The organism is Bacillus haynesii (genome assembly GCF_014042035.1).
Taxonomy (GTDB): Bacteria; Bacillota; Bacilli; order Bacillales; family Bacillaceae; genus Bacillus; species Bacillus haynesii.
This window is the reverse complement of record NZ_CP059494.1, coordinates 1,063,534-1,089,200: the sequence shown is the minus strand read 5'-3', so window position 1 is coordinate 1,089,200 and position 25,667 is coordinate 1,063,534. Positions and strand designations below refer to the sequence as shown.

The following is a 25,667-nucleotide window of genomic DNA, read 5'->3' as shown; positions in this document are numbered from 1 at the left end:
AAAGGGGTTTATGCATTTGGTTAAGAAACAGCAAGTTGACTATAATGATGATTCCATACAGGTGCTCGAAGGCCTGGAAGCGGTCAGAAAACGCCCCGGTATGTACATCGGTTCGACAGACAGCCGGGGCCTGCACCATCTCGTATATGAAATCGTCGATAATTCCGTCGATGAAGTCCTTGCGGGCCATGGGGATCACATTATAGTAAAGATACATAAAGATAACAGCATATCGGTGCAAGACAGAGGCCGGGGAATGCCAACAGGAATGCATAAGCTCGGCAAACCGACTCCCGAAATTATTTTGACAGTGCTGCATGCCGGAGGAAAGTTCGGCCAAGGCGGCTATAAAACGAGCGGAGGGCTGCACGGCGTCGGTGCATCCGTTGTAAACGCCCTGTCCGAGTGGCTGACAGTCACGATTGAGCGGGACGGAAATGTTTACAGGCAGCGTTTTGAAAACGGCGGCAAACCGGTGACATCCCTTGATAAAATCGGAACGACCAAAAAGACCGGCACCCTGATTCATTTCAAGCCTGATCCTACGATGTTCAGCACGACGACGTTTAACTTTGAAACGCTTTCAGAGCGTCTGAGAGAATCAGCCTTTTTATTAAAAGGACTAAAAATCGAATTGATCGATGAGCGCGATCATACAAAAGAAACGTTTTTATATGAAAACGGAATCGAAGCTTTTGTCGCTTATTTAAATGAGGAGAAAGACGCGTTTTCTGAAGTAGTCTCATTTGAAGGAGAGCACAACGGCATCGAGGTTGACTTCGCGTTTCAGTTTAATGACGGCTATTCCGAAAACATCCTGTCGTTCGTCAATAATGTCAGAACGAAAGACGGAGGAACCCATGAGTCCGGTGCCAAAACGGCGATGACGAGAGCATTCAACGAGTATGCGAGAAAGGTGGCCCTTTTAAAAGAAAAGGACAAAAACCTTGAAGGAACGGATATCAGGGAAGGCCTGTCAGCAATCGTTTCCGTCCGGATTCCGGAAGAGCTTCTCCAATTTGAAGGACAGACAAAAGGAAAGCTCGGCACAAGTGAAGCAAGGTCAGCCGTTGATGCGATCGTCTCTGAGCAGCTCGCTTATTTCCTTGAAGAAAACAGGGAAACGGCAACATTGCTCGTCAAAAAAGCGATTAAAGCTTCCCAGGCAAGAGAAGCTGCGAGAAAAGCAAGAGAAGAGGCAAGAAGCGGAAAGAAAAGAAAGAAATCCGAAGCGACGCTCTCCGGCAAGCTGACGCCTGCACAATCAAGGAATCCGTCCAAAAACGAATTGTATCTCGTGGAGGGTGACTCTGCCGGAGGATCAGCAAAGCAGGGAAGAGACCGGAAATTCCAGGCTGTCCTGCCGCTCCGCGGAAAGGTTATCAATACGGAAAAAGCGAAGCTGGCCGATATTTTTAAAAATGAAGAGATCAATACGATCATTCATGCGATCGGCGGAGGGGTCGGCGCCGATTTTGACATTGAGGACATCAATTATGACAAAGTCATCATCATGACAGATGCGGATACAGACGGCGCTCATATTCAAGTGTTGCTCCTGACCTTTTTCTACCGCTATATGAAGCCGCTGATCGAGCATGGTAAAGTGTTTATCGCACTGCCGCCGCTCTATAAAGTGAGCAAAGGATCGGGCAAAAAAGAAATCATTGAATATGCCTGGTCTGATGAAGAAATGGACGACGTCCTCAAAAAAGTCGGAAAAGGATATACGATCCAGCGCTATAAAGGTCTCGGCGAAATGAATGCTGATCAGCTTTGGGAAACGACAATGAACCCCGAATCAAGAACACTTGTCAGGGTTAAAATCGATGACGCGGCCCGTGTGGAACGGCGCGTGACGACATTGATGGGCGACAAAGTTGAGCCGAGACGAAAATGGATTGAGAAAAACGTCGCCTTCGGACTTGATGAAGAAAGCAATATTTTGGAAAACGAGAATTTATCGGTCGCTGAGGAGGTTTAAATAAATGGCACAGCCAGAGATTTATCATGATTTACCATTGGAAGACGTGATCGGCGACCGTTTCGGCCGATACAGCAAATACATTATTCAGGATCGTGCGCTCCCTGATGCAAGGGACGGCCTGAAGCCTGTTCAAAGAAGAATCTTATACGCCATGCATGCGGAAGGGAACACACACGATAAGAACTTCCGCAAGGCCGCAAAAACGGTCGGTAATGTGATCGGGAACTATCATCCTCACGGAGACAGTTCGGTCTACGAAGCGATGGTGCGGATGAGCCAGGACTGGAAGGTTCGCAACGTGCTGATTGAAATGCACGGAAACAACGGAAGCATCGACGGTGACCCGCCGGCTGCGATGCGTTATACAGAAGCAAGGCTCGCGGCGATCGCTTCAGAGCTTTTGCGGGATATTGACAAAGAAACGGTCGAGTTTGTACCAAACTTTGATGATACGAGCAAGGAGCCTGTCGTCCTTCCGGCGATGTTCCCGAACCTGCTTGTCAACGGATCGACAGGGATTTCCGCCGGGTATGCGACTGACATTCCGCCGCATCATCTCGGGGAAGTGATCGATGCCGTGATAAAGCGGATCGACTCTCCGAACTGCAGTGTGGATGACCTGATGGAGCTCGTAAAGGGTCCGGACTTTCCGACCGGAGGAATCATCCAGGGGAAAGAAGGCATAAAAAAAGCCTATGAAACCGGAAAAGGAAAAATCATCATCAGGGGCAAAGCCGAGATCGAAACGATCAGAGGCGGCCGCCAGCAAATTGTCATTACTGAAATTCCGTTTGAAGTCAACAAAGCGAATTTAGTGAAAAAAATGGACGAATTCAGGATTGAACGGAAAGTCGAAGGAATTTCCGAAGTCCGTGACGAGACCGACCGGACAGGTCTCAGAATCGTGATTGAGCTGAAAAAAGAAGCGGATGCACAAGGCATTTTAAATTTCTTGTACAAAAACACGGACCTACAGATTCCGTACAACTTTAACATGGTCGCCATTCATAACAGAAGACCGATGCTGATGAATCTCACATCGATTTTGGACGCTTATATCGGCCACCAAAAAGAAGTCATCACCAACCGTTCTCAGTATGAGCTGAAAAAAGCGAAGGAAAGGCATCATATCGTAGAAGGATTGATGAAAGCACTGTCCATTTTGGATGAAGTCATTGCGACGATCCGCTCCTCCAATGACAAGCGTGATGCCAAAAACAATCTGATCGAAAAGTTCGCATTTACAGAGCCGCAGGCTGAAGCGATCGTTTCATTGCAGCTGTACAGGCTGACAAACACAGATATTACGGCCCTTCAACAAGAAGCAAAAGAACTCGATCAGAAGATCAAAGAGCTGGAAGAGATCCTTTCCAATGACAAAAAACTCTTGAAAGTGATCAAAGACAGCTTGAAAAAAGTGAAAAAAACCTATGCCGGTCAAAGGCGCTCTGTCATCGAAGAAAAAATCGAAGAAATCAAAATCAACCTTGAAGTGATGGTGGCGTCTGAAGACGTTTATGTGACCGTGACGAAAGACGGTTATATTAAACGAACGAGTCAGCGGTCTTTTGCTGCATCAAACGGCCAGGACTTCGGCATGAAAGATACCGACCGTCTGCTCTGCCAGCTGGAAATGAATACGACAGACGTTCTGCTCCTGTTTACAAATAAGGGGAGCTATGTGTATTGTCCGGTTCACCAGCTTCCTGATATCAGATGGAAAGATTTGGGTCAGCATATAACGAATATCATATCGATTGATAGCGATGAATCCATCGTCAAGGCGATCCCTGTCAGAGAGTTTACCGAATCTGAATATCTGCTGTTCTTTACGAAAAACGGAATGGCGAAAAGAACTCAGCTGATGCAGTATAAAGCACAGCGCTATTCAAAAGCATTGGTTGCCCTTAATTTAAAAGGCGACGATGAAGTGGTTGATGTTCATGTAACGGACGGAACGAAAGATTTGTTTATCGCGACACATTCCGGCTACGGCCTGTGGTTCTCAGAAGATGAGGTCAGCGTTGTCGGCGCAAGGGCGGCCGGTGTCAAAGGTGTCAATTTAAAAGACGGCGACTTTGTCGCCAGCGGCCAGGTGTTAGATGAATCGGACGTGCTCGTGCTCGTGACCCAGCGCGGATCTATTAAGCGGATGAACCGCACCGAATTTGAAAAAACGTCAAGGGCGAAACGAGGGGTCCTCATGCTGAGGGAACTGAAGAAAAAACCTCACCGCATCGCCGGGCTGCTCGCATGTTCATATCATGATCAAATCACGCTTCAAACCGAAAAAGGCATCACAGAGGAGATGCTTGTCAAAGAAATCAAGCTTCATGATCGGTACAGCAACGGTTCTTTCATCATCGACGAAGATGAGGCAGGAGAAGTAACGGATGTATGGATCAGCAAACATGAACGGGAGTGAAATCGACCTGCACCCCGATTATCATTCATCTAGGGGTATCACCACATGCCTATCAAGCCGTTTCTGCAAGATAACGGTGAATGCTAAAGAAAAATAGCATGCCGGATAAACCTTAAACAGCACGATGCTACTTTCTGTGACACAAGTAGACAGCACCTAATATATCAAAGACTGCCTTTTTCTCTTCGGTGAGATTTTCGCCCGTTTTTCTGATTCAAAATTAAATCGTGATAACCATTGCGGGGCTTCTTTGCTGCATAATTGATAACAGAGTAAAACAACCCAGTCCGTGTTCGCGCCTTTAGTGAACATGGACTGGGTTTTTCTTAATCACACCAAGATTATTGTATGTCTAACTCCTTTACGGTTTCGCCTTCAATTAACACAGGTTGATAGTAGGTTTCATTTGGTAAATCTTTCTTTCCTTGTAATTTCTTAATGACCCAATCAGCTGCATCGTGTCCCATTTGTTCTTGAGGGTGTGTCAATGTTGTTAGTTTGATATTCGCATTTTTGGCAATATACGAATTGTCCTGACCAATAATTGACAATTTGTCCGGGATAGAAATATTAAGTTGTCTGCATACATTTGCTACTTCCAGCCCGACTTCGTCGTTGTAGCAGACGATTGCAGTCAACATGTCTCTTTTTTCATTAAGAAACTTCTTCAGGTTTGTGTATAGGTCCAGCTTTGTCTCTGTATTGTACGAAAGCACATGCTCTGGGTGAAATCGTAATTTGGCTTCACCAAGCGCTTTTATATACCCCTTCATTCGATACTTTCCTTGTAAATCATCCATTTTTGAAATGAGACCAATTTGTGTATGTCCTTTTGATATTAATTCTTTTGTTGCAAGATAGCTTGACTGCACGTCATCGAGACAAAGAAAAGGAACATCTAATTCTTCATAATAAGCATTGATCATGATGAAAGGAATATCCTGTTCCTTAAACGAAAGATAGTAGGCGATATTGGGATTGTATAGATTGCTTTTCGTAGGTTCAACAATTAAACCATCTACGCCAAATGACAACATCATTTCCAAAGCTTTTTTTTCTTGTTCGACATCATTATTTGTACTAGCTAATAGTAACGAATAATTAGCCTCATTCAATCTCCCTTCAATTCCACGGATAATGGAGGGGAAAATGTAATCTGAAATGTAGGTCGTGATTACACCGATTATTTTATTATTGGAATTCCCCCCAGGTTTTGATTGATACTGGTTACTTACATAAGTGCCAGACCCTTTTTCACTTCTTAAAAACCCCTCGTTCGCCAGCTCTAAAATGGCTTTTCGAACAGTGTGGCGGCTGACTTTGTACTCTTCCTGTATGGCGGATTCAGTAGGAATTTGTTCTCCTACCCTGTAAACTCCTGAAAGGATTTTACTTTTTATGTCATTAATGATGACCTTATACTTTGGTTTCATTTCACTCACTTCTTTCGCAGTTGTTCGCATTCTAATTTTTTTAATTGAATGATTTGTGTGGACATATTTTATCATGGCTTTCAATGAATGAAAAGATTCCGCCTTATTTTCGTGAAAATGAACAAGTAATTATAATTTTTTTCTTTAGATTTTATGTTATACAAATACCTTTTATTATAAGCATTAAGAGAAAAAGGAACAGAAATATCGTTGTGATATTTATATGAACATATTATATTACAGATTGACAAATGTACGTACAAAAAATATACTAAGTCTGTAATTAAGTTAAGCGAAAAGGGAAATGCCTTCTTTCGAATAATATTGAAATCGCTATCAGAGGGGGGATAACGTGAAAGCGAATCAAGTAAACATCAAGCAGGCGATAACTGAGGGAGAAACATCACTTGGAATTGAATTCGGATCCACACGTATTAAAGCAGTGTTGATTGATAGCAGTTTTGAAACAATCGCATCTGGAAGTTATGAGTGGGAAAACCGTTTGGAAGATGGATTTTGGACGTACAACTTAGTGGATATTATCACTGGGTTGCAAACAGCTTATAGTGAAATGAAGAATGAAGTTGAACGAAATTATGGCATCACCATTCGCAAAATCGGTTCTATTGGATTTTCTGCAATGATGCATGGATATATGGCTTTTGACAACACAGGGGAGCTGCTTGTTCCGTTTCGAACTTGGCGTAACTCAACAACCGGTGCTGCAGCAAAAGAATTAACTGATCAATTTCAATTCAATATCCCTGAACGGTGGAGTATTGCTCATTTATATCAAGCGATATTAAATGAAGAGAAGCATTTGCCTCGCATTGATTATATCACCACTTTAGCCGGGTACATTCACTGGTTGCTGACTGGCAATAAAGCAATTGGCATTGGAGATGCTTCGGGCATGTTCCCAATTGATGAATCAACGCAAAATTACAATGAATCGATGGTCAAGCAGTTTGATGAACTGATTTCAAACAAAGGCTATCCTTGGAGGATAAAGGATATTCTTCCTAAAGTTTATATTTCAGGCGAGCAAGCTGGCGAATTAACCGAAATTGGCGCGAAAATTCTGGATCGATCAAAAAATTTACAACCGGGCATTCCAATTTGTCCACCGGAAGGCGATGCCGGAACAGGAATGGTTGCTACGAATAGTGTGAGGAAACGCACTGGAAACATCTCAGTAGGAACTTCAGTTTTTGCCATGATTGTATTAGAGAAAGAACTTTCAAAAGTATATCCAGAAATTGATTTGGTAACAACGCCAAACGGTAGTCCGGTTGGAATGGTTCATGCGAATAACTGCTCAAGTGATATTAATGCTTGGCTAGGCTTGTTTCGTGAATTTTTCGAGGCAATGGGACAAAAGGTTGAAGCGGATAAATTATTCGAAGTGATGTTAAATAAAGCTTTGGAAGCTGACTCAGATGGCGGTGGTTTACTAAGCTACGGTTATTTCTCCGGTGAAAATATTACAGGATTAGAAAAAGGCCGGCCATTATTTGTCCGCTCACCAGAGAGTCGTTTCAATTTAGCAAACTTCATGCGGACACACCTTTTTACAGCTTTTGCTGCCTTGAAAATCGGAATGGATATTTTGACCAAAGAGGAAAAAATTGAAATCGATAGCATTTTAGCTCACGGCGGTTTATTCAAAACCCCTCTTGTCGGACAAAAAATTGTTGCAGCTGCAATGAATACGCCAGTATCAGTTATGGCAACAGCCGGAGAAGGCGGTGCGTGGGGTATGGCTATTCTTGCTTCTTACATGATGAACAAAGATCAAGAAGAAAGCTTAGAAGACTTCCTCGACAAAAAAGTCTTTGAAGAGGATGCCGGGCAGGAAATTTACCCTGATCAATTAGATGTAGAAGGATTTGAAGCATTTATCGAACGGTACAAAAAAGGATTAATGATTGAGCAGGCCGCTGTGGATCATTTGATTTAATGGAGGGATTGACGTGCTGGAACAACTGAAAGAAGAAGTATTACAAGCAAATTTGGACCTGCCTAAATATGGCCTCGTGAAATACACATGGGGAAATGCAAGTGCCATTGACCGTGAAACTGGTTTATTCGTTATCAAACCGAGCGGTGTTGACTATGAAACAATGAAAGCCAGGGATATGGTGGTTGTTGATTTAGATGGCAATGTTGTTGAAGGAGAGCTGAGGCCTTCATCAGATACAGCGACTCACGCGGTTCTTTATAAGCATTACTCTGAAATTGGAGGAATCGTACACACTCATTCAACTTGGGCGACAATCTGGGCTCAAGCAGGCCTTGATGTTCCGGCGATGGGGACCACTCATGCAGACACATTCTATGGTTCCGTGCCATGTGCCCGTTACTTGACACAAGAGGAGGTTGATCGTGGTTACGAAGCAGAAACAGGTCATGTGATTATCGAAACATTTGAAGAGCGCGGGTTAGATATTTTAGCTGTTCCTGGTGTCTTACTTCATGGTCATGGTCCATTTACTTGGGGCAAAGATGTAAAATCAGCAGTATTGAATAGTGTGGTGTTGGAGGAAGTTGCGAAAATGAATTTATTTACACGAGAATTAAATCTATTTGCAAAAGAATTACCACAACGCATTTTAGATAAACATTATCTACGAAAACACGGTAAAAATGCTTATTATGGTCAAAAGTAATATCAATTCTATCAAACTATCAGCTATCCCATTAATTTAAGAAAAGAGGGTTATGATGTTAACAACAGAAAAAAAAGAATTTTGGTTTGTCGTAGGTTCACAACATCTTTATGGGGAAGAAACGTTGGCAGAAGTCAGAGCGCACGCGCAAGCCATGACCGATGCATTAAATGAAAGCGCTGTTTTGCCATACCCGCTTGTATTGCAAGATTTAGCTGTTAATGCAGATAAAATCACAAGCATCATGAAAGAAGTAAATTATCGTGACGAAGTAGCCGGTGTTATCACTTGGATGCATACTTTCTCACCTGCGAAAATGTGGATTCGCGGAACAAAATTATTGCAAAAACCATTACTTCATTTGGCGACACAATTTAATGAAAGTATTCCATGGACAACGATTGACATGGACTTTATGAACCTCAACCAATCTGCTCATGGTGACCGTGAATACGGTTTTATCAATGCCCGTTTGAAAAAACAAAATAAAGTTGTCGTAGGTTATTGGGAGCGCCCTGAAGTGCAACAGCAAATTGCAGAATGGATGGACGTAGCGGTTGCTTATAACGAAAGCTTCAACATCAAGGTCGCTCGATTTGGTGACAACATGCGTAACGTTGCTGTAACTGAAGGGGATAAGATTGAAGCACAAATTCAATTTGGCTGGACAGTTGATTACTTTGGTATTGGTGATCTTGTTCAATACGTGAATGCGGTTACAGATGAAGAAATTAATCATTTGTTTGCAGAATACGCAGACCTTTATGAATTTGATTATGGCACTTACAGTCGGGAAGATTGGGAGAAGAGCGTAAAAGTACAAGCAAGCTATGAAATCGCTATTAAACGTTTCCTGGATGATGGTGGTTACAATGCCTTCACAACTAATTTTGAAGATTTATATGGAATGAAACAGCTTCCGGGTCTTGCTGTCCAACGTTTGATGGCGCAAGGATATGGCTTTGCTGGTGAAGGAGATTGGAAAACCGCAGCGCTCGATCGCTTGCTCAAAGTGATGAGCCGTAACCAATCAACTGGTTTTATGGAAGATTACACATATGAATTAGCTGCCGGTCAAGAATCAATCCTTCAATCGCATATGCTTGAAGTTGACCCATCTTTAGCAAGCAACAAACCAAAAATTATCGTATCTCCATTAGGTATTGGTGATCGTGAAGACCCAGCACGCCTAGTGTTCGACGGAAAAGCAGGAGATGGTGTGGTTGTTTCAATGGCAGACTTTGGTACCCACTACAAACTGTTGATTAACGAAGTTTCTGCATTTGAACCAACTGTTCCAGCACCAAACCTTCCAGTGGCACGGGTACTTTGGGAAGTGAAGCCTAACTTCCAAGATGGAGTGAAAGCATGGCTTGAGAATGGCGGCGGTCACCATACAGTCGTTTCATTGAATTTAACAACAGACCAAATGATCACTTATGCAAAGCTCGTTGACTTGGAATATGTAGTGATTAAGTAATGCCTCTAACCTCCGAGGAGGTCCTGCTTCCTTGGAGGTGAAAAATAGGTATATCAGATTTCAAAATATTTATGATTTTGTAAGCGTTATCGTGATGTTCAGGAAAAATTGAAAGCGTTTAATAATAGGCGAATAAAAATCATGAGATTTAGGGAGAAATCCCAACAAATAATATCCTAGCATGTATTTGCGATTTGAAAACGCTTTTATTATTTCTTAAAAAGCCATCAATATTTTTAGTGGTGTGATTTTTATTCAACCTTGAGGAGGGAACTTTAATGGTTAATGAAAAGAAAATCTCAAGTGGCTTCATTTATTTTTTTGGGGCTTTTGCCGGTATTCTTTTCGGTTATGATATCGGCGTTATGACGGGTGCTTTGCCTTTTCTGCAACATGATTGGAACCTTCAAGACAACGCCGGGGTTATTGGCTGGATTACCTCTTCGGTAATGTTAGGCGCTATTTTTGGAGGCGCCCTGGCCGGACAACTTTCTGATCGTTTGGGACGGCGCAAAATGATTTTAATTTCCGCTATCATTTTTGTTGTTGGATCCATTTTGTCAGGAATAGCACCTCATAATGGGATACTATTTTTGATTGTTTCTCGGGTTTTATTGGGATTGGCCGTTGGTGCTGCTTCTGCATTGGTCCCAGCCTATATGTCGGAAATGGCGCCTGCACGTTTACGTGGACGGCTGTCAGGAATTAATCAAACAATGATTTGTTCTGGAATGTTGCTTTCTTACATTGTTGATTTTCTATTGAAAGATTTACCGGAAACAATGGCATGGCGGTTGATGCTTGGTTTGGCTGCCGTACCTGCTTTGATCTTATTTGTTGGAATGTTAAAGTTACCCGAATCACCACGTTTTTTAATAAAGAACAATAAACTTGATGAAGCTCGCAAGGTGTTGAGCTATCTTCGCTCTAACAAAGGAGAGATTGATTCTGAAATAACACAAATTCAAGAAACTGCCAAAGAGGAGGCAAAGGCAAATCAAAAAGCATCATGGGCTACACTCTTAAGCGATAAATATCGTTTTTTATTAATTGCCGGTGTGGGCGTTGCTGCTTTTCAACAATTTCAGGGTGCAAACGCAATCTTTTATTACATTCCTTTGATTGTAGAAAAAGCCACAGGGAATGCAGCAAGTTCAGCTTTGATGTGGCCGATTATTCAAGGAATTATTCTCGTTCTAGGTTCATTAATATTCTTAGTGATTGCTGATAAATTTAATCGCCGTACTTTATTAACAGTAGGCGGAACAATTATGGGGCTATCCTTTATTTTGCCGGCAATATTGAATATATTACTTCCTAATGCGAATCCGATGATGATGGTTGTCTTTTTAAGTATCTATGTAGCACTTTATTCATTCACATGGGCCCCTTTAACTTGGGTCATAGTTGGAGAAATTTTCCCGCTGGCAATTCGCGGGCGTGCGTCTGGTTTAGCTTCATCATTTAACTGGATTGGTTCTTTCTTGGTTGGATTGCTATTTCCTATTATGACCGCTTCGATGTCTCAAGAAGCTGTGTTTGCAATCTTCGGTGTGATTTGTTTACTTGGAGTTGTATTTATCCGGACACGCGTCCCTGAAACTCGAGGTCGCAGTTTAGAAGAAATTGAAAAAAATGGAGAAAATAAACAAATTGGCGGAAAAAGCGCGCAAATAAACCTATGAGGTTTAGAGCGGAATAGAAAGGAGCTATCTTGGTTGCCGCTTATCGCAGGAGAAATCTTTGCACTAGTGCAACAGGGGTTTCAAAGGGAAGACGCTCTTTGGTCAAAATTTTCAAACGGGGCGTGGTTGGACGAACCGTGACTATATCAGCTCTAGCTTGTTATTCAATATGGAGGTGGAAAATTCCGCCCTCCATATTGAATATGATTTTAAAATTAATTAAATACCATGCCGCCATCAATGATAAGAGACTGGCCGGTCATATAATCTGAATCTGGCCCTGCAAGGTAAGAAACGCATGCTGCTACATCTTCCGGCTCGGATAAGCGTTTTAATGCAATATTTTTAGCGAATTGTTCCATTCCCCATTCAAATGGCTTGCCTGCTTCATCAGCGGTTTGCTGTGCAATCCCCATCATCATAGGAGTTTTAACGATACCCGGACAAAAGGCGTTAACAGTAATGCCTAATTCAGCTAGATCTTTTGCCGCCGTTTGGGTAATCCCGCGAACAGCGAACTTTGTTCCGCCGTAAACTGCCAAGCCCGGGTTTCCGACTTGACCGGCTTGAGAAGAAGCATTAATGATTTTCCCGCCGTGTCCAAGTTCTTTAAAGGCTTTTACAGCTGCTTGTATTCCCCAATAAGTACCGCCGACGTTAACATCATAGACTTTACGATAATCTTCATATGTAATGCTTTCAATAGGGGTGGTTGGTCCAAGACCTGCATTGTTGATCACCACATCAAGACCGCCAAGACGTTTTACTGTTTCATCGACAGCTTTAAAAACATCATCACGATCAGCAACATCCACTTTAACCGCAATTGCTTTCCCGTTAAGTTTGTTAATGTCCTCAGCAACTTGTGTTGCAGTTTCTACATTATAATCGGCAACTGCAACAGCGAATCCGTCTTCTGCCAAGCGTTTGCAGATTGCTTCGCCAATTCCTTGGCCTCCGCCAGTAACAAAAGCAATTTTTCCAGATACTTTACTCATATGAACATCTTCTTTCTATAAGTAATTGGTATTTAATTGGTACAGGGATATTATATCTTATATTTGTAGATTTGGAGTAAACCCCCGGCATTTGTTGAAAAAATGTTTAAAATTTTTCGAAAAAATTTAATAGTTTTTGTAGAAGATGGGAAAACTGTATTTAAGACTATAAAAGGAATTAAAGACGAAGGAGGACCAAATGAAAAGGCATGAGTCCGTACAATGTGCAATGCCGGACTCATGCCAATCAAACTGTTTCATAAAATTTTATTGTCTAGTTTTAAGATCGCTTCAAATTCAGCTGTCCTGGCGATTGAAAAGATCGGTAATCGCGTGCATGAATTCAATTCCTTGAAAAACAAACAAATTGATTGCTGTCAATGAAAATAGTCCGATAATCACCATTCTTATGATATATAACATGTTAAAACCTCCCGTTTTTTTGTATGGTTATGGTTTTAAAACATGCGCTTTATCGAAATAAGAAGAGTGATAGAACACCGCGAGCATAAATGCCTTCAGATGCTCTTTCCGCCTGTTCATCATGAACGCTTGGCCGGAAGCGGCAGCTAAGATTAAGAGAAGGATGGATTCAGCTCCAAAACCGGGTGAATTCCATAATGATTTCGCCTTTTCTTCACCATATTTGCCTGCTGTCAGTTCATGGAGTTCGTCTCCTGAAACAGCGGCTTTTTGCGCATGGTGATTTGCCGGCATCTGGGGCATTGAGAACGAATGAAGGCTCGCAATGACTAAAAAGAATATGGACAGTTGCAGAAACAATGTCTTTTTCATTTGATCTCATCCCCTTAGTATCTCATCATCTTAGCATATTTTATTATATAATAAAAGATGATTATTTTGTGACAGTTTGCAAATATTTATTGACAACGTTAGATTTTTCGCGGCGCATTCGGAATGAAAGCGCATTTTTATATATGAATAAAGATGATACTCTGCTATAATGAGCATTGGGACTAAAGTAATAATGATGCCACCAGCCTTTATAATTAAAAAACAGAAAATTCTATCTAGTTTTTCTTGCGTCATTATTATGATATAATCCTATCATGTTAGAAAACTTAACATCAAAACAAAATTCGTTTGTTTCAGGAGGGTGCTATGGAAGAAATTTTAAGCGAAATCATCAATGTCCCGAGCGGTTTTATTTGGACTTATTTAGTCTATATATTAATAGGAATAGGCCTGTTCTTTACGTTTAAATTGAAATTCGTTCAATTCCGCTATTTCTTCGAGATGTTTCGTATCGTCGGACAAAGGGAGGAGAAAGGAAAAGGCGTCTCGTCTTTGCAGGCTTTCTTTATTTCCGCCGCTTCGCGTGTCGGTACGGGGAACCTGACCGGTGTGGCGCTTGCTGTTGCAACAGGCGGACCGGGAGCGGTCTTTTGGATGTGGGTCGTCGCGCTTGTCGGAATGGCTTCCAGCTTTGTAGAGAGTACGCTGGCTCAAGTCTACAAGGTCAAAGACGGCGATCATTTTAGAGGGGGCCCTGCTTATTACATGGAAAAAGCGCTGGGCGCCAGATGGATGGGCATTATCTTTGCCGTTTTAATTACGATTACATTCGGATTGATCTTTAATGCGGTGCAAGCCAATACGATCGTCGGTTCGATGCAAGGGGCTTTCAACCTTGATAAAACAACGGTCGGCATTGTTTTGGCGGTATTGACCGGATTTATCATTTTCGGCGGTTTGAAACGCGTCGTGACAGTTACGCAATTGATCGTTCCGGTTATGGCGGTCATTTATCTTGCACTTGCTTTATTTGTCGTGCTGACAAATATCTCTCAAATACCGGCCGTTTTCGCGATGATTGTGAAAGATGCTTTCGGGATCGAGCAGATTGCAGGGGGTACGCTCGGCAGCATCATTATTATCGGTGCGAAGCGCGGCTTGTTTTCAAACGAAGCCGGAATGGGAAGCGCGCCGAACGCAGCTGCGACTGCCAATGTCTCTCATCCGGCGAAGCAAGGCTTTATCCAAACGCTTGGCGTATTCTTTGATACGATGGTCATCTGCAGTGCGACAGCCTTTATGATCCTGCTGTTCAATCTGACGCCGGGCAAAGAGCTTGACGGCATTCAGATTACACAAGCAGCCATGCAGCATCACATTGGAAGCTGGGCGCCTGCATTTGTCGCAGTGGCGATTTTCCTGTTCGCTTTCAGCTCGATCGTCGGAAACTACTATTATGGTGAGACGAACATTGAGTTTATTAAAAAGAGCAAGACGGCGCTTGCTGTTTACCGTACAGCCGTTGTTGCAATGGTTATCTTCGGATCGGTCTCCGGTTTCCAGCTTGTGTGGGACATGGCGGATTTATTTATGGGATTAATGGCAATCATTAACCTGATTGCGATTCTGCTTCTTTCCGGAATTGCTGCGAAAGTGCTGAAAGACTATACTGATCAGCGTAAAACAGGGAAGAACCCTGTCTTTAAGGCAAGCTCGATTCCAGGTCTGAAAAACACAGAGGCTTGGGAAGACGAGAAGGAAACATTGCAATCGAAATAAACAATATGAAAAAAGGCGTCCTTGGGGGCGCCTTTTTCTTATTTTTACTGACAGCTGAAAGAAGTGATTTCGTTCAGGTCAACACCGAAGTAAACCCAGCGGAATTGACGCGGTCTCCAGCGGTAGCCCGCAATCGAATAACGTCCGACGAAAACCGGGAAGAACCAAAAGCGGCTGCCGTTTCTCAAGCGGATGAACGTGTATTTGAACAGGCATCTTCTGATTCCGCCAGGATCAACGGCAAATACCGAAGGGCCGGTGTCTTGCGGAAATTGGCTCGGCGGCGGGGGGAGAAACTGCTGTTGCTGCTGTCCTCCTGCTCCCGGAGGCGGACCCGGCGGAAATTGCTGGCGATACGGATCATATAGTGAAGGATCGTATGGATACAATAAAAACGCTCCTTTCTGATGGTTTGCTTTATCGTATGATGGATGGGGAATAAGGGTAGCTTGCCTATAGAGAAAAAAATCCCTAAAGCCGTTTTGGCTTTAGGGAAGATGTTTACATGCTTTTGCGGGGCGCCCGTTTACGGTAAACAACATAGCTTCTTGTCAAATATTTTAGCGGCATGCTGAATACGTGGACGAGCCGAGTGAACGGCCAGACGATGAAAATGACGTAGCCCATGATAATGTGAAGCTTAAACCAGAGGGGCACGCTCGCCATAAGCCCGGCATCCGGCTTGAATAAGAAAATGTTGCGAAACCACGGGCCGATTGTTGTCCTGTAGTCGAATCCTTTTGAATCGATGTTCAAGAAGGTTGCCGCAAGCCCCGTCGTCATGACGAATAACAAAGCGACCAGCGTGATGAAATCTCCGGCAGAGCTCGTTTTTCGAATCCGTTTGTCCGTGAATCGGCGGTAGGTCAATATGAGAAGCCCTGACAGCGCGGCGATGCCTGCGGGCAGTCCGAAGCCGATCGCGATTTTATGGTACATATGCTCTGATACGCCGAGCGCCTGATAAAGGCTTTCCGGAATTAAAATTCCCATCACATGCCCGCCGATGACAAAAAAGATTCCCCAGTGAAAAAGGCTGCTGCCAAGCGCCAATTTTTTCTTTTCGAGCATTTCGCTTGATTTGGCCGTCCAGCCAAACTGATCATGTTGATAACGGTATATATGCCCTCCGATAAAAATGGTGATGACGATATAGGGGAGGATGACCCACAGTATTTGTTCGATCATGGCTGTACATTCCTTTCAACACCAATTTCCTCTAAAATCAACATTAATCCGTCCAATAGCGGCGTATAGATGCTTTCATTTTCTGAAAGCTGCAATCTCAATTCTTCCAGGTTTGCTGCGTATTTTTGGAAGACAGCCGCAGCTTTTTCATGATCGGCGACTGCAGCAAATTCAAGCATAAGCGGCAGATAATCCGGCAGCTCTTTGTCTGTCGGCTGAAAACCGGACTGCTGATACAGATCTTTCAGCTGCAGCAATTCAATTCCGCGCTCCCTTTGTTCACCGGAGTTGAAATAGGTGACATAAAGGTTTGTTTTTTTGCCGAAATCAAACGTATATACGTAGGTTTCGATCAATTCCTCAGACGAATAGGAAGCCGCGCTTTCCAAGAAGGCAAGCAGATGCCCTCTCAGCGCTTCATGCTCGATTTCGCCGATGATCTGCTGCCATTCGGAACGTTCTTTTCTCCACTCTTCATCAGGGTAGGAGAGGAGGTAAGAAAGAGCGGCAAAAACGGTTTGTTTGTCTGTTCCATCCATGAAGCTTCCCTCCAGTGTTATATGTTTTGGCAAGAGCCGGGTCCTCCGGCAAACGATAATCCGCAGCTTCCTTGTTCCATGTACAGATCCGCGACTTCTTCGCGATGGGTTTGCGGAATGACAAATCGGTCATCGTATTTGGCGATCGCAAGCAGACGGTACATATCTTCAATCTGCTCTTCAGTCAATCCGGTATCTTGAATCAGAGCTGAATCGATCTGTTTGTTCGTTTGGGTCGCTCGCATGTACATACGCATCACAGACATTTTCTTCAATGTCGTTCTAATATGGTGTGTATCACCGGCAGTCAGCAAATTGGCCAAATATTCGATCGGAATCCGCATTTCATCAATGGCCGGGAAGATATCTTCCGCTGATTGGGCTGTTCCTTTTCCTTCGAACATATTCATAATCGGACTGAGCGGAGGAATGTACCATACCATCGGCAATGTCCGGTATTCAGGATGCAGCGGCAGAGCGATTTTCCAATCGATGATCATTTTGTAGATCGGAGATTTTTGCGCTGCTTCGATCCACTCCAGCGGAATGCCTTGAGCTTTTGCTTCTTCTGCGACAGCGGGATCATTCGGGTCAAGGAAAATCTCCAGCTGTGAGTGATATAAATCTTTTTCATTTTCGGCTGAAGCCGCTTCTTCGACTTTATCTGCGTCATAAAGCATGACCCCGAGATAGCGGATTCTGCCCACGCATGTCTCAGAGCAGATTGTCGGCAGTCCTGCTTCAAGGCGAGGGAAGCACAATGTGCATTTTTCCGCCTTGTTTGTCTGCCAGTTGAAATACACTTTTTTATAAGGGCATGATGATACACAGTGTCTCCATGAGCGGCACGCATTTTGATCGACGAGAACGATCCCGTCTTCTTCGCGTTTGTACATCGCTCCTGACGGACAGGAGGAGACGCAGGAAGGATTGATGCAGTGTTCGCATATCCTTGGCAGATACATCATAAAGACGTCTTCAAATTCAGTCTTAATCGATTCTTCCATTTTTTTGACGTTTGGATCTTGAAGGCCTGTAATGTGGCCGCCGGCAAGATCGTCTTCCCAGTTCGGACCCCATTCAAGGTTCATGAAGTCTCCCGTAATGGAAGACTTCGGCCTTGCAACAGGCTGGTGTTTTTTCTCCGGACTGTTTGTCAGCGTTTCATAATCATAGTTCCAAGGTTCATAGTAGTCATCGATTGTCGGCTGATACGGGTTGTAGAATAAATTCATGAGCCGCGTAGTTTTCGCTCCTGATTTGAGCTGGAGCTTGCCTTTTTTCAGCTCCCAGCCGCCTTTGTATTTATCCTGGTCCTCCCATTGTTTAGGGTAGCCGATGCCCGGTTTTGTTTCGACGTTGTTGAAGTACATATATTCTGCACCGGAACGGTTTGTCCAAGTGTTTTTGCATGTGACGCTGCATGTATGGCAGCCGATGCATTTATCAAGGTTCATTACCATTCCGATTTGCGCTTTAATCTTCAAGCCAATCGACCTCCTTCAATTTTCTGATCACGACATTGAGGTCGCGCTGATTTCCTGTCGGCCCGTAGTAGTTGAATCCGTAGCTGAGCTGTCCGTAGCCTCCGATCATCTGCGTCGGCTTGACATGGATGCGGGTCGGGCTGTTATGGGTTCCTCCGCGGTTATTCGTCAGCTTTGTTCCCGGCACATTGATATGCCGGTCTTGGGCATGGTGCATAAACGCCATTCCTTTTGGAATCCGGTGTGATGTCACGGCCCGTGCGACGACAACTCCGTTTCGGTTGAAGCACTCGATCCAATCGTTGTCCTGAATATCGGTTTCTTCCGCATCGTCTTTATTCATCCAGACTGTCGGCCCGCCTCTGAAAAGGGTAAGCATCGGCAGGGAATCAAAATACATGCTGTGAACTGACCATTTATTATGCGGTGTTAAGTAGTTTAAAACGATTTCTTTTCCTTCCTGATCCGGACGCTTGTTCAAGAAAGGGCGGTGGATCAGGATCGGCTTGAATGTCGCCATGTTTTCGCCGAATTCTGTCATCATTTCATGATCAAGGTAAAAAGACTGTCTGCCGGTCAGCGTTCTCCACGGAATCAGTTTTTCAACGTTCGTCGTAAACGGAGAATAGCGCCGTCCGCCTTTTTCAGAACCGCTGAAAGCAGGGGAGGTGATTACCGTTTTCGGCTGAGCCGAAATTTGCTCAAATGTGAAGCATTCCTCTTCCCGTTCTTCAGCTAAATCTTTCAACTCAAGATTCGTTATTTTTTCAAGCGATTCCCACGCTTTAACGGCTACTTTCCCGTTTGAAGTGGAAGAGAGAGTCAATACCGCTTCAGCAGCTTGTCTTGCATCACTGATGTCAGGACAGCCTTTGGCGATTGTGTCGTCTTTTACGACGCCGAGCGTTTTTTTGAGAGAATCATATTCCGCTTCAACAGACCAGTTCATACCTTTCGTACCAAACGGCTGTTTGACAACATTCGGCCCGAGCGATGTCATCTTATTGAAAATCTGCTTGTAATCCCGTTCCACGACGTGAATTTGCGGCATTGTTTTACCTGGAACGGCAGGGCAGTCGCCTTTGCTCCAATCTTTGATTTTCCCGAGCGGCTGCGCCATTTCTTGTGGAGTGTCATGGAGAAGAGGAGTCGCAACAGCCTCTTTTACAGGTTCCATGTCAACTTCTTCAGCCAGATCGGAAACCGCTTTTGCCAATGCTTTAAAAATATCCCAGTCAGACTTTGATTCCCACGGCGCGCTGATTGCCGGGTTAAACGGGTGGATGAACGGATGCATATCCGTGCTGCTGAGATCGTGTTTTTCGTACCAGGTGGCCGCAGGGAGCACGATGTCTGAATAAAGGGCTGTTCCCGCCATCCGGAAATCGAGATTGACCAGTAAATCGAGTTTGCCTTCAGGCGCTTTGTCACGCCATGTGATTTCTTCAGGACGAACGCTGTCCTGATCATCGTTCATCAATCCGTTTGTCGTACCGAGCAAGTGCTTCAGAAAATATTCATGACCTTTGCCGGAGCTCGAGATTAAGTTGGCTCTCCAAACAAATAGGTTTCTTGGGAAGTTCTTTTCATTGTCAGGATCTTCAATCGAAAACTTGAGCTTTTTCTCTTCAAGCTGTCTGGCAATATAGCTTCCGACTTGCTGAGCGTTCTCAGCGCCTGCTTTTTCTGCTTCTTTATATAAGTCGATGCCGTTTTTCTCAAACGTCGGATACGATGGAAGCCATCCGAGTCTCGCTGCCAGCACATTGTAATCGGCGTGGTGCTTGTAGCGCGATGTTTTTGCGATTGGTGAAGCGAGCCCGCTGATTTCCTGATCTTCATAGCGCCACTGGTCGGTAGCGAAGTAGAAAAATGATGTGCCGTTTTGCAGTTTGGCAGGGCCTCCCCAGTCTTTGGCCATCGCGATCGTCTGCCATCCTTCGGCCGGCCGGAGTTTTTCCTGGCCGACATAGTGGGCCCAGCCGCCTCCGTTAACCCCTTGGGCTCCGACGAGAAGCACAAGATTCAGCACAGCTCTGTAAATGGTGTCTGAATTGAACCAATGGTTAATCCCGGCGCCGACAATGATCATTGAGCGGCCCTCTGTGTCAATCGCATTTTGCGCGAATTCCCTTGCGATCTTGATCACCATTTCACTTTTAATTCCAGTAATCGGCTCTTGCCAAGCCGGTGTAAACGGTTCAGGATCATCAAATGATGCCGGCGTCTGTCCGCCGATTCCGCGGTTGACGCCATAGTTGGCGAGAGTCAGGTCGAAAACGGTGGAAACAAAGACTTCCTCACCGTCCAGGATGACTTTTTTGATCGGAAGCGGTCTTTCAAGCACTTTATTGCCTTTATGTGAGAAGTAAGGAATGTTGACCGTGCCGATCATATCTTCATGTCCAAGCATGGAAAGCCGAGGTGTGATCGGTTTTTCTGAATCCTCATCAACCATGCGCAAGTTCCATTTACCTTGGCCGTCCCAGCGGGAGCCCATCGTGCCCTGCGGAATTGCAAATCCATCTGTGTCTTCGTCCCAAACGGCAGGCTTCCATTCATCATGCTCTGTCGCACGCCCGATATCTTTAGCGTGGAGGAAGCGGCCTGCTGTGAACGTTCCGTTTTCCTCTTTCAAAGTCACCAAAAATGGGAAATCGGTATATTGTTTTGCATAATCAATAAAACGTTCTGTCTTCTGGTTGACATAAAAGTCTTGCAGAATGACATGGCCCATCGCCATGGCCAGTGCGCCGTCGGTGCCTTGTCTGATGCTCAGCCAATCATCGGAAAACTTTGAGGACTCGGCAAAGTCCGGGCTGATCGAAATCACTTTTGCTCCTTTATAGCGGGCTTCGGCTAAAAAGTGAGCGTCAGGCGTTCTGGTAAGCGGCACATTAGAACCCCATGTCATGATGTAGCCTGAATTGTACCAGTCGCTGCTTTCCGGAACGTCGGTTTGATCTCCCCAAATTTGCGGTGAAGCAGGGGGGAGGTCGGCATACCAGTCATAGAAGCTCAGCATCGGCCCGCCGATCAGGGACATGAAGCGTGATCCTGCTGCATGGCTGAGCATCGACATGGCCGGAATCGGCGAGAAACCGACATTGCGGTCAGGACCGTATTTGGCAATGGTGTACAGAAGGGAAGCTGAAATCAGCTTCAGCACTTCGCTCCATTCGGCGCGGACAAATCCGCCTTTTCCGCGCGCCTGTTTATAGGCTTTCGCTTTTTCAGGGTTTTCGACAATCGATTTCCATGCTTCCAGCGGATTTTTGCTGCTGTTTAGCGCCTCGCGCCACATCTGGATCAGCACACCGCGGACATACGGGTATTTCACGCGGAGCGGGCTGTATATATACCAGGAAAAGCTGGCTCCCCGCGGACAGCCGCGCGGTTCAAAGTCCGGCATATCAGGGCCTGTCGAAGGGTAATCGAGTCGCTGCCCTTCCCATGTGACGATCCCGTTTTTGACGTAGATATTCCAGCTGCAGGATCCTGTACAGTTCACCCCATGGGTAGAGCGAACCACTTTATCATGCTGCCATCTATTTCTGTATACATCTTCCCAATCCCGGTCTTCATATGTGGTTTGGCTGTGTTGATTGGAATGGTGTTCAATAGGGGAGAAATAATTTAATCTCCTGGAAATGGGACTCTTTTTCTTTTTTTTCATTGCTGGTTCACTCCTTCTGAGTCATTGATGCTACCCTCACTATATATGGAGGAGGCAATGTACCTTGTTAAATTTGTCACATGGTTTCGGCTTTTCACAAATTTGTCACATTTTTAGGAGGGGGAGAGGGAGGACAAAAAAACAGCCTGCATGGAAGCGGGCTGTCGAATGGTTCAATCGCTCGTGTTCAAAATTCTCTTTTCCCCGGTAATCTCCTGAATCGGGGCGATGTTCTGGGTGAATTCCAAAGTGCCGATATAGCGGCCGTTTTCATCGCGTACGGCAAAATAGCGGATGAACACGTATTTGTCTTTAAATTTGATCCAAAAGTCTTCAACGTCTTTTTTGCCTGATTTAAAGTCGTCAAGAAGTTTATTGACGATGTGGACGCTTGCCGGCGGATGGCAGTTTTGGACGGTCCGGCCGATAACGGCTTTTGTCCGGGCGAAAATCCGTTCCTTTCCGTGTGAAAAATAGCGGACGACATCGTTTTCATCGATGAAGGTGATATCGACTGGAAGATGGTTCATCATGTGCTCAAGCTGAACCACGGACAGAATACCTGTAGGGAGCCTGACATATCCGTCAGCCGCCTCTTCGCTTGTTTTGAGCTGATGGCGTTCAGGCTGCCACACCGTTTCCGGAGCAGTCAGGCAATATCCGATCTCGTCGCTTTCTGCCGCGATTTTCAGCCATTCATCTTCTGTCAGCGTTCTGAGCGCCATCGGCAAGAGGATATTTTCTTCTTTATAAATCATTTCTGTGCCTTCTTGAATGATAAACGTTAGTTCACGGATGACCTCATCTTTTTTGTCCGGCGTATATTCCTCCAACAAACGCTTCACTTCTTTAATGCTCTTGCGGATAAAATCGTCGACAGCCCACATCACCTGGCTGGGCCCTGTAATTCCGTACTTTTCTAAATAGGGGAACAGAAGATTTTCTTTTCTGCTGTAATGTTTGTCGACGTCAGCGAGCAAGTTTAAGTCTGCGAGCAGTTTGAGAATGTTGTCGCGATGATCATCTTTTTCGAAGCGTTCCAAATGAAGCTGCATTTTAAAGTTCAAAAGGAGGTCGATTTCTTTATTTTCTTTCATAAATGTATGAACGGGATGGCCCGGCTGCTTGTCGGCGTCAGCGCGGTGAATGTCTTCAATCGATCCTTTAAACACAGCGGCGTGAACGGAACAGAGCTCTTGGATTTCTTCAGGTGTAATGCCTTCTTCCTTCATTAACGCCTGTTCCAGCTGAGCGATTTCTTCGGCATTGACTGAACTGAATGCCTTTTCAAACCGTTTTTTGACGTCGGCAAGCGGTTTTCCTTTATGAAGGTCGATGATGATCTCTTTCAGAAGCTGCTTCTTTTCCTCTGGCAGACCTTGCTGTGTTTCCCGGTTGTTAATGATTTCACTCATTGTTTTTCTCCTTTCCAAACGGGGTCAAATCCGTGTGCTTCCAATATATCTAAGATATAGGACCATTCGATTTGCATCATTCGCGCGCCTTTTGGAATTGTCATGATGCGCCCGGCCGTTTCCAGCATGCCGGGCTTTGTAATGTTTTTAAACCCGGCTTCCTTCATCACGGCTTTTAGTTCAGGATGCAATGTGCAAAGTTCGTATACGGAATCGTTCAAATCAATTTTTTTATGCAGAGGGATCACATCCTTTGATAGTGATGATCATTCTCATCTATACCGTAATACAAGTATGCTGAAAAAAATGTGACGTACATCACATTTTTCAGCGCAAAGCCTTCGGAATATAAATGCAGCTCGGGTCGCTTTCCAGGTAATCGCCCGTCAGAGCATAGGCACGCGAGCGCGAACCGCCGCACACATGGCGGAATTCACAGACGCCGCATTTCCCTTTAAATCCGTCCGGATTTCGCAAATCCTTAAAGATCGGTGATTCGCGATAAATCTCAGCCAGCGGCTGTTCGCGGATGTTTCCGACTTTAACCGGCAGAAGTCCGCTTGGATATACATCACCGATATGGGAGATAAACATGAACCCGTTGCCATCATTCACACCTTTCGGGGCCCGCCCCAATCCGCCGATCACATCCATTTTCCCTTTCTGCAATGCGTGTTCATAGCGGATTTTCATGTTGGGGTCTTTCGCTTCCCGCATTTTTTGCTGAATGACGACCCGCCGGTAGTGCTGGGCTGCTGTCGTTTTGATGTCAAAAGGCGCTTCTTTTGCCAAACGGCTGAGCCAGAGGAAGACTTTTTCATGGTCCACAGGAGAAATCATATCTTCCCGCTTCGCACGGCCTGTCGGGACGAGAAAAAACACACTCCATAATACGCAGTTCAATTCTTCGATCAGCTTTGCCATTTCATCCAGGTAATCGATGTTATAAGCGGATATGACGGTATTAATCTGCAGAGGCAGATGACATTCATGGATGTAGCGAATCGCTTTCATGGTCAGGTCAAAGGAACCGTCCGTTCCCCGAAAATGATCATGAATCTCCCGGGTCGGGCCGTCCAAGCTGAACGCCCATCGGGATAAGCCAATTTCTTTTGCTGATTGAATCGCTTCTCTTGTAACATTCGGTGTGGCACTCGGGGTCATGGAGACGCGAACCCCTTTTTCGACGGCATACTCAATAATGGCGAATACATCGTCTCTCATTAAGGGATCACCACCTGTAAGCACGAGGAGCGGATTGTCCATCGCATGAATTTGATCGATTAAATCTTTTCCCTCTTTCAGGGAAAGCTCCCGCGGATCGCGTTTATTTTGAGCAGATGCCCGGCAATGAAGGCACTTGAGCTCGCAAGCCCTTGTCAGCTCCCAAATGACGATAAACGGAGACTTGTCGAAATCGCAATGTATCATCTTTCATCTGTCCTTTCGTTTGCATTCATGTGTATCGTAGCGGATATGTAAGAGAAAAAAAGTTAAGTAGATCACATTTGGAGAAAAGAAGAGAAAGAAGGGGAGAGGCCCTTCTCACACGTCGTCTTCTGCGGAGGAGTTGAGGTAACGCAAAAAAAGCTGGTAGGAAAAAAATAAATTCTGCTGGAGCAGCATGAGAAAGTTCGTCTGTAATTGGCGGTTATAAGTCATCATTTTTTTGAAATTATGAAATGGTATTTCAAGCACGGCGGTTTCAGAGGCAGTGTTGACTGAAATAAACGGAGATAAGAAAGGTTCGCCTTTTTGATCGATAGGAAAAACATCGCCTTTTTCCCACTCGGCGATCGTCCGAGATTCTTCCGGAAGCCTTCTGTCAGAAAAATGCACTTCTCCTTTTAAAACAAAATAGACGGATTGCGAATGAAGGAACGATCGCGAATGCTGAGATGGTTGGATATCGATCACCTTACCGTTCTTCAGCAGCTTTTTGATGATCGGAAGGGGCACCCCGAAAAACATAGGAAGATTTTTCAGAAACAATAAGTAGTCAAACCGGTCCATGGTATATCCTCCTTCTCTATATTAGCTTTTAGTATAAAGCGCCGGGCTGCAGGGCGCAGTGATTTAGTTCACACGACTGTATGCAAAATGTCACTGTGTAAGAAAGACGAAACTTTTATAATGTACTAGAAAAGAAG

General features: G+C 44.7%; 20 protein-coding genes. 7 read left to right on the top strand and 13 right to left on the bottom strand.

Annotated features, from left to right (window positions below; translation table 11 throughout):
* Positions 1–16: 16 nt before the first annotated feature.
* Both parE and parC read left to right on the top strand, forming a co-directional pair.
* Entirely contained in the window at positions 17–1,984 is a 1,968-nt protein-coding gene (gene parE / locus H2R00_RS05230; protein ID WP_154995119.1) for a DNA topoisomerase IV subunit B, read from the top strand.
* 4 nt (positions 1,985–1,988) lie between these two features.
* Positions 1,989–4,412, top strand: coding sequence for a DNA topoisomerase IV subunit A (gene parC, locus H2R00_RS05225; RefSeq protein WP_182070611.1), 2,424 nt, complete (start codon positions 1,989–1,991; stop codon positions 4,410–4,412).
* Positions 4,413–4,753: 341 nt separating this feature from the next.
* Here parC and H2R00_RS05220 read toward each other — a convergent pair whose 3' ends face one another.
* The gene (locus H2R00_RS05220) at positions 4,754–5,845 is read right to left on the bottom strand and encodes a GntR family transcriptional regulator (protein WP_154995187.1); all 1,092 of its coding nucleotides are present in this window, start codon (positions 5,843–5,845) and stop codon (positions 4,754–4,756) included.
* Between the two features lie 352 nt (positions 5,846–6,197).
* Between H2R00_RS05220 and H2R00_RS05215 the strand changes: the two genes are divergently transcribed.
* The 4 genes from H2R00_RS05215 (at position 6,198) to H2R00_RS05200 (ending at position 11,679) form a co-directional block, all read left to right on the top strand.
* Complete coding sequence (locus H2R00_RS05215) at positions 6,198–7,805, top strand: xylulokinase (protein WP_154995115.1); 1,608 nt, start codon at positions 6,198–6,200, stop codon at positions 7,803–7,805.
* A 13-nt stretch (positions 7,806–7,818) separates the two neighbouring features.
* Entirely contained in the window at positions 7,819–8,514 is a 696-nt protein-coding gene (locus H2R00_RS05210; RefSeq protein ID WP_182070610.1) for an L-ribulose-5-phosphate 4-epimerase, read from the top strand.
* A 55-nt stretch (positions 8,515–8,569) separates the two neighbouring features.
* A complete protein-coding gene (araA, locus tag H2R00_RS05205; protein ID WP_154995111.1) occupies positions 8,570–9,994 on the top strand; it encodes an L-arabinose isomerase in 1,425 nt (474 codons plus the stop codon).
* 278 nt (positions 9,995–10,272) lie between these two features.
* A complete protein-coding gene (locus H2R00_RS05200; protein ID WP_182070609.1) occupies positions 10,273–11,679 on the top strand; it encodes a sugar porter family MFS transporter in 1,407 nt (468 codons plus the stop codon).
* Between the two features lie 215 nt (positions 11,680–11,894).
* Here the strand turns inward: H2R00_RS05200 and H2R00_RS05195 are convergent, their stop codons facing one another.
* From H2R00_RS05195 to H2R00_RS05190, 3 genes are all read right to left on the bottom strand, one after another.
* Positions 11,895–12,677: a (S)-acetoin forming diacetyl reductase gene (locus H2R00_RS05195; protein WP_154995107.1), complete on the bottom strand. Its 783-nt coding sequence runs from the start codon at positions 12,675–12,677 to the stop codon at positions 11,895–11,897.
* Positions 12,678–12,974: 297 nt separating this feature from the next.
* A complete protein-coding gene (locus H2R00_RS21360; protein ID WP_255204407.1) occupies positions 12,975–13,100 on the bottom strand; it encodes a hypothetical protein in 126 nt (41 codons plus the stop codon).
* A gap of 27 nt (positions 13,101–13,127) precedes the next feature.
* Positions 13,128–13,472: a hypothetical protein gene (locus H2R00_RS05190; protein ID WP_154995106.1), complete on the bottom strand. Its 345-nt coding sequence runs from the start codon at positions 13,470–13,472 to the stop codon at positions 13,128–13,130.
* Between the two features lie 327 nt (positions 13,473–13,799).
* On the opposite strand from H2R00_RS05190, the gene H2R00_RS05185 reads away from it, so the two are divergent.
* The gene (locus H2R00_RS05185) at positions 13,800–15,212 is read left to right on the top strand and encodes an alanine/glycine:cation symporter family protein (protein ID WP_154995104.1); all 1,413 of its coding nucleotides are present in this window, start codon (positions 13,800–13,802) and stop codon (positions 15,210–15,212) included.
* Between the two features lie 44 nt (positions 15,213–15,256).
* Here the strand turns inward: H2R00_RS05185 and H2R00_RS05180 are convergent, their stop codons facing one another.
* From H2R00_RS05180 to H2R00_RS05140, 9 genes are all read right to left on the bottom strand, one after another.
* Positions 15,257–15,601, bottom strand: coding sequence for a transporter (locus H2R00_RS05180; RefSeq protein WP_154995102.1), 345 nt, complete (start codon positions 15,599–15,601; stop codon positions 15,257–15,259).
* 112 nt (positions 15,602–15,713) lie between these two features.
* Positions 15,714–16,400 carry a respiratory nitrate reductase subunit gamma gene (gene narI / locus H2R00_RS05175; RefSeq protein ID WP_182070608.1) on the bottom strand — a complete coding sequence of 229 codons (687 nt, stop codon included), beginning with the start codon at positions 16,398–16,400 and terminating at the stop codon, positions 15,714–15,716.
* A complete protein-coding gene (narJ, locus tag H2R00_RS05170) occupies positions 16,397–16,939 on the bottom strand; it encodes a nitrate reductase molybdenum cofactor assembly chaperone (RefSeq protein ID WP_154995097.1) in 543 nt (180 codons plus the stop codon). Before narJ ends, narI begins: the two co-directional genes overlap by 4 nt.
* A 17-nt stretch (positions 16,940–16,956) precedes the next feature.
* Positions 16,957–18,426: a nitrate reductase subunit beta gene (gene narH / locus H2R00_RS05165; protein ID WP_182070607.1), complete on the bottom strand. Its 1,470-nt coding sequence runs from the start codon at positions 18,424–18,426 to the stop codon at positions 16,957–16,959.
* Positions 18,416–22,102: a nitrate reductase subunit alpha gene (locus tag H2R00_RS05160; RefSeq protein WP_182070606.1), complete on the bottom strand. Its 3,687-nt coding sequence runs from the start codon at positions 22,100–22,102 to the stop codon at positions 18,416–18,418. Before H2R00_RS05160 ends, narH begins: the two co-directional genes overlap by 11 nt.
* Before the next feature lie 173 nt (positions 22,103–22,275).
* Entirely contained in the window at positions 22,276–23,517 is a 1,242-nt protein-coding gene (locus tag H2R00_RS05155) for a DUF438 domain-containing protein (RefSeq protein ID WP_154995090.1), read from the bottom strand.
* A complete protein-coding gene (locus H2R00_RS05150) occupies positions 23,514–23,756 on the bottom strand; it encodes a DUF1858 domain-containing protein (protein ID WP_154995185.1) in 243 nt (80 codons plus the stop codon). The genes H2R00_RS05155 and H2R00_RS05150 overlap by 4 nt, the downstream gene beginning before the upstream one ends.
* Positions 23,757–23,844: 88 nt before the next feature.
* Positions 23,845–24,948, bottom strand: a complete 1,104-nt coding sequence (locus H2R00_RS05145) for a TIGR04053 family radical SAM/SPASM domain-containing protein (protein WP_154995088.1) — start codon at positions 24,946–24,948, stop codon at positions 23,845–23,847.
* Positions 24,949–25,062: 114 nt separating this feature from the next.
* On the bottom strand, positions 25,063–25,530 hold the full coding sequence (locus H2R00_RS05140) for a cyclic nucleotide-binding domain-containing protein (RefSeq protein ID WP_003182320.1): 468 nt from the start codon (positions 25,528–25,530) through the stop codon (positions 25,063–25,065).
* Between the last annotated feature and the right edge of the window lie 137 nt (positions 25,531–25,667).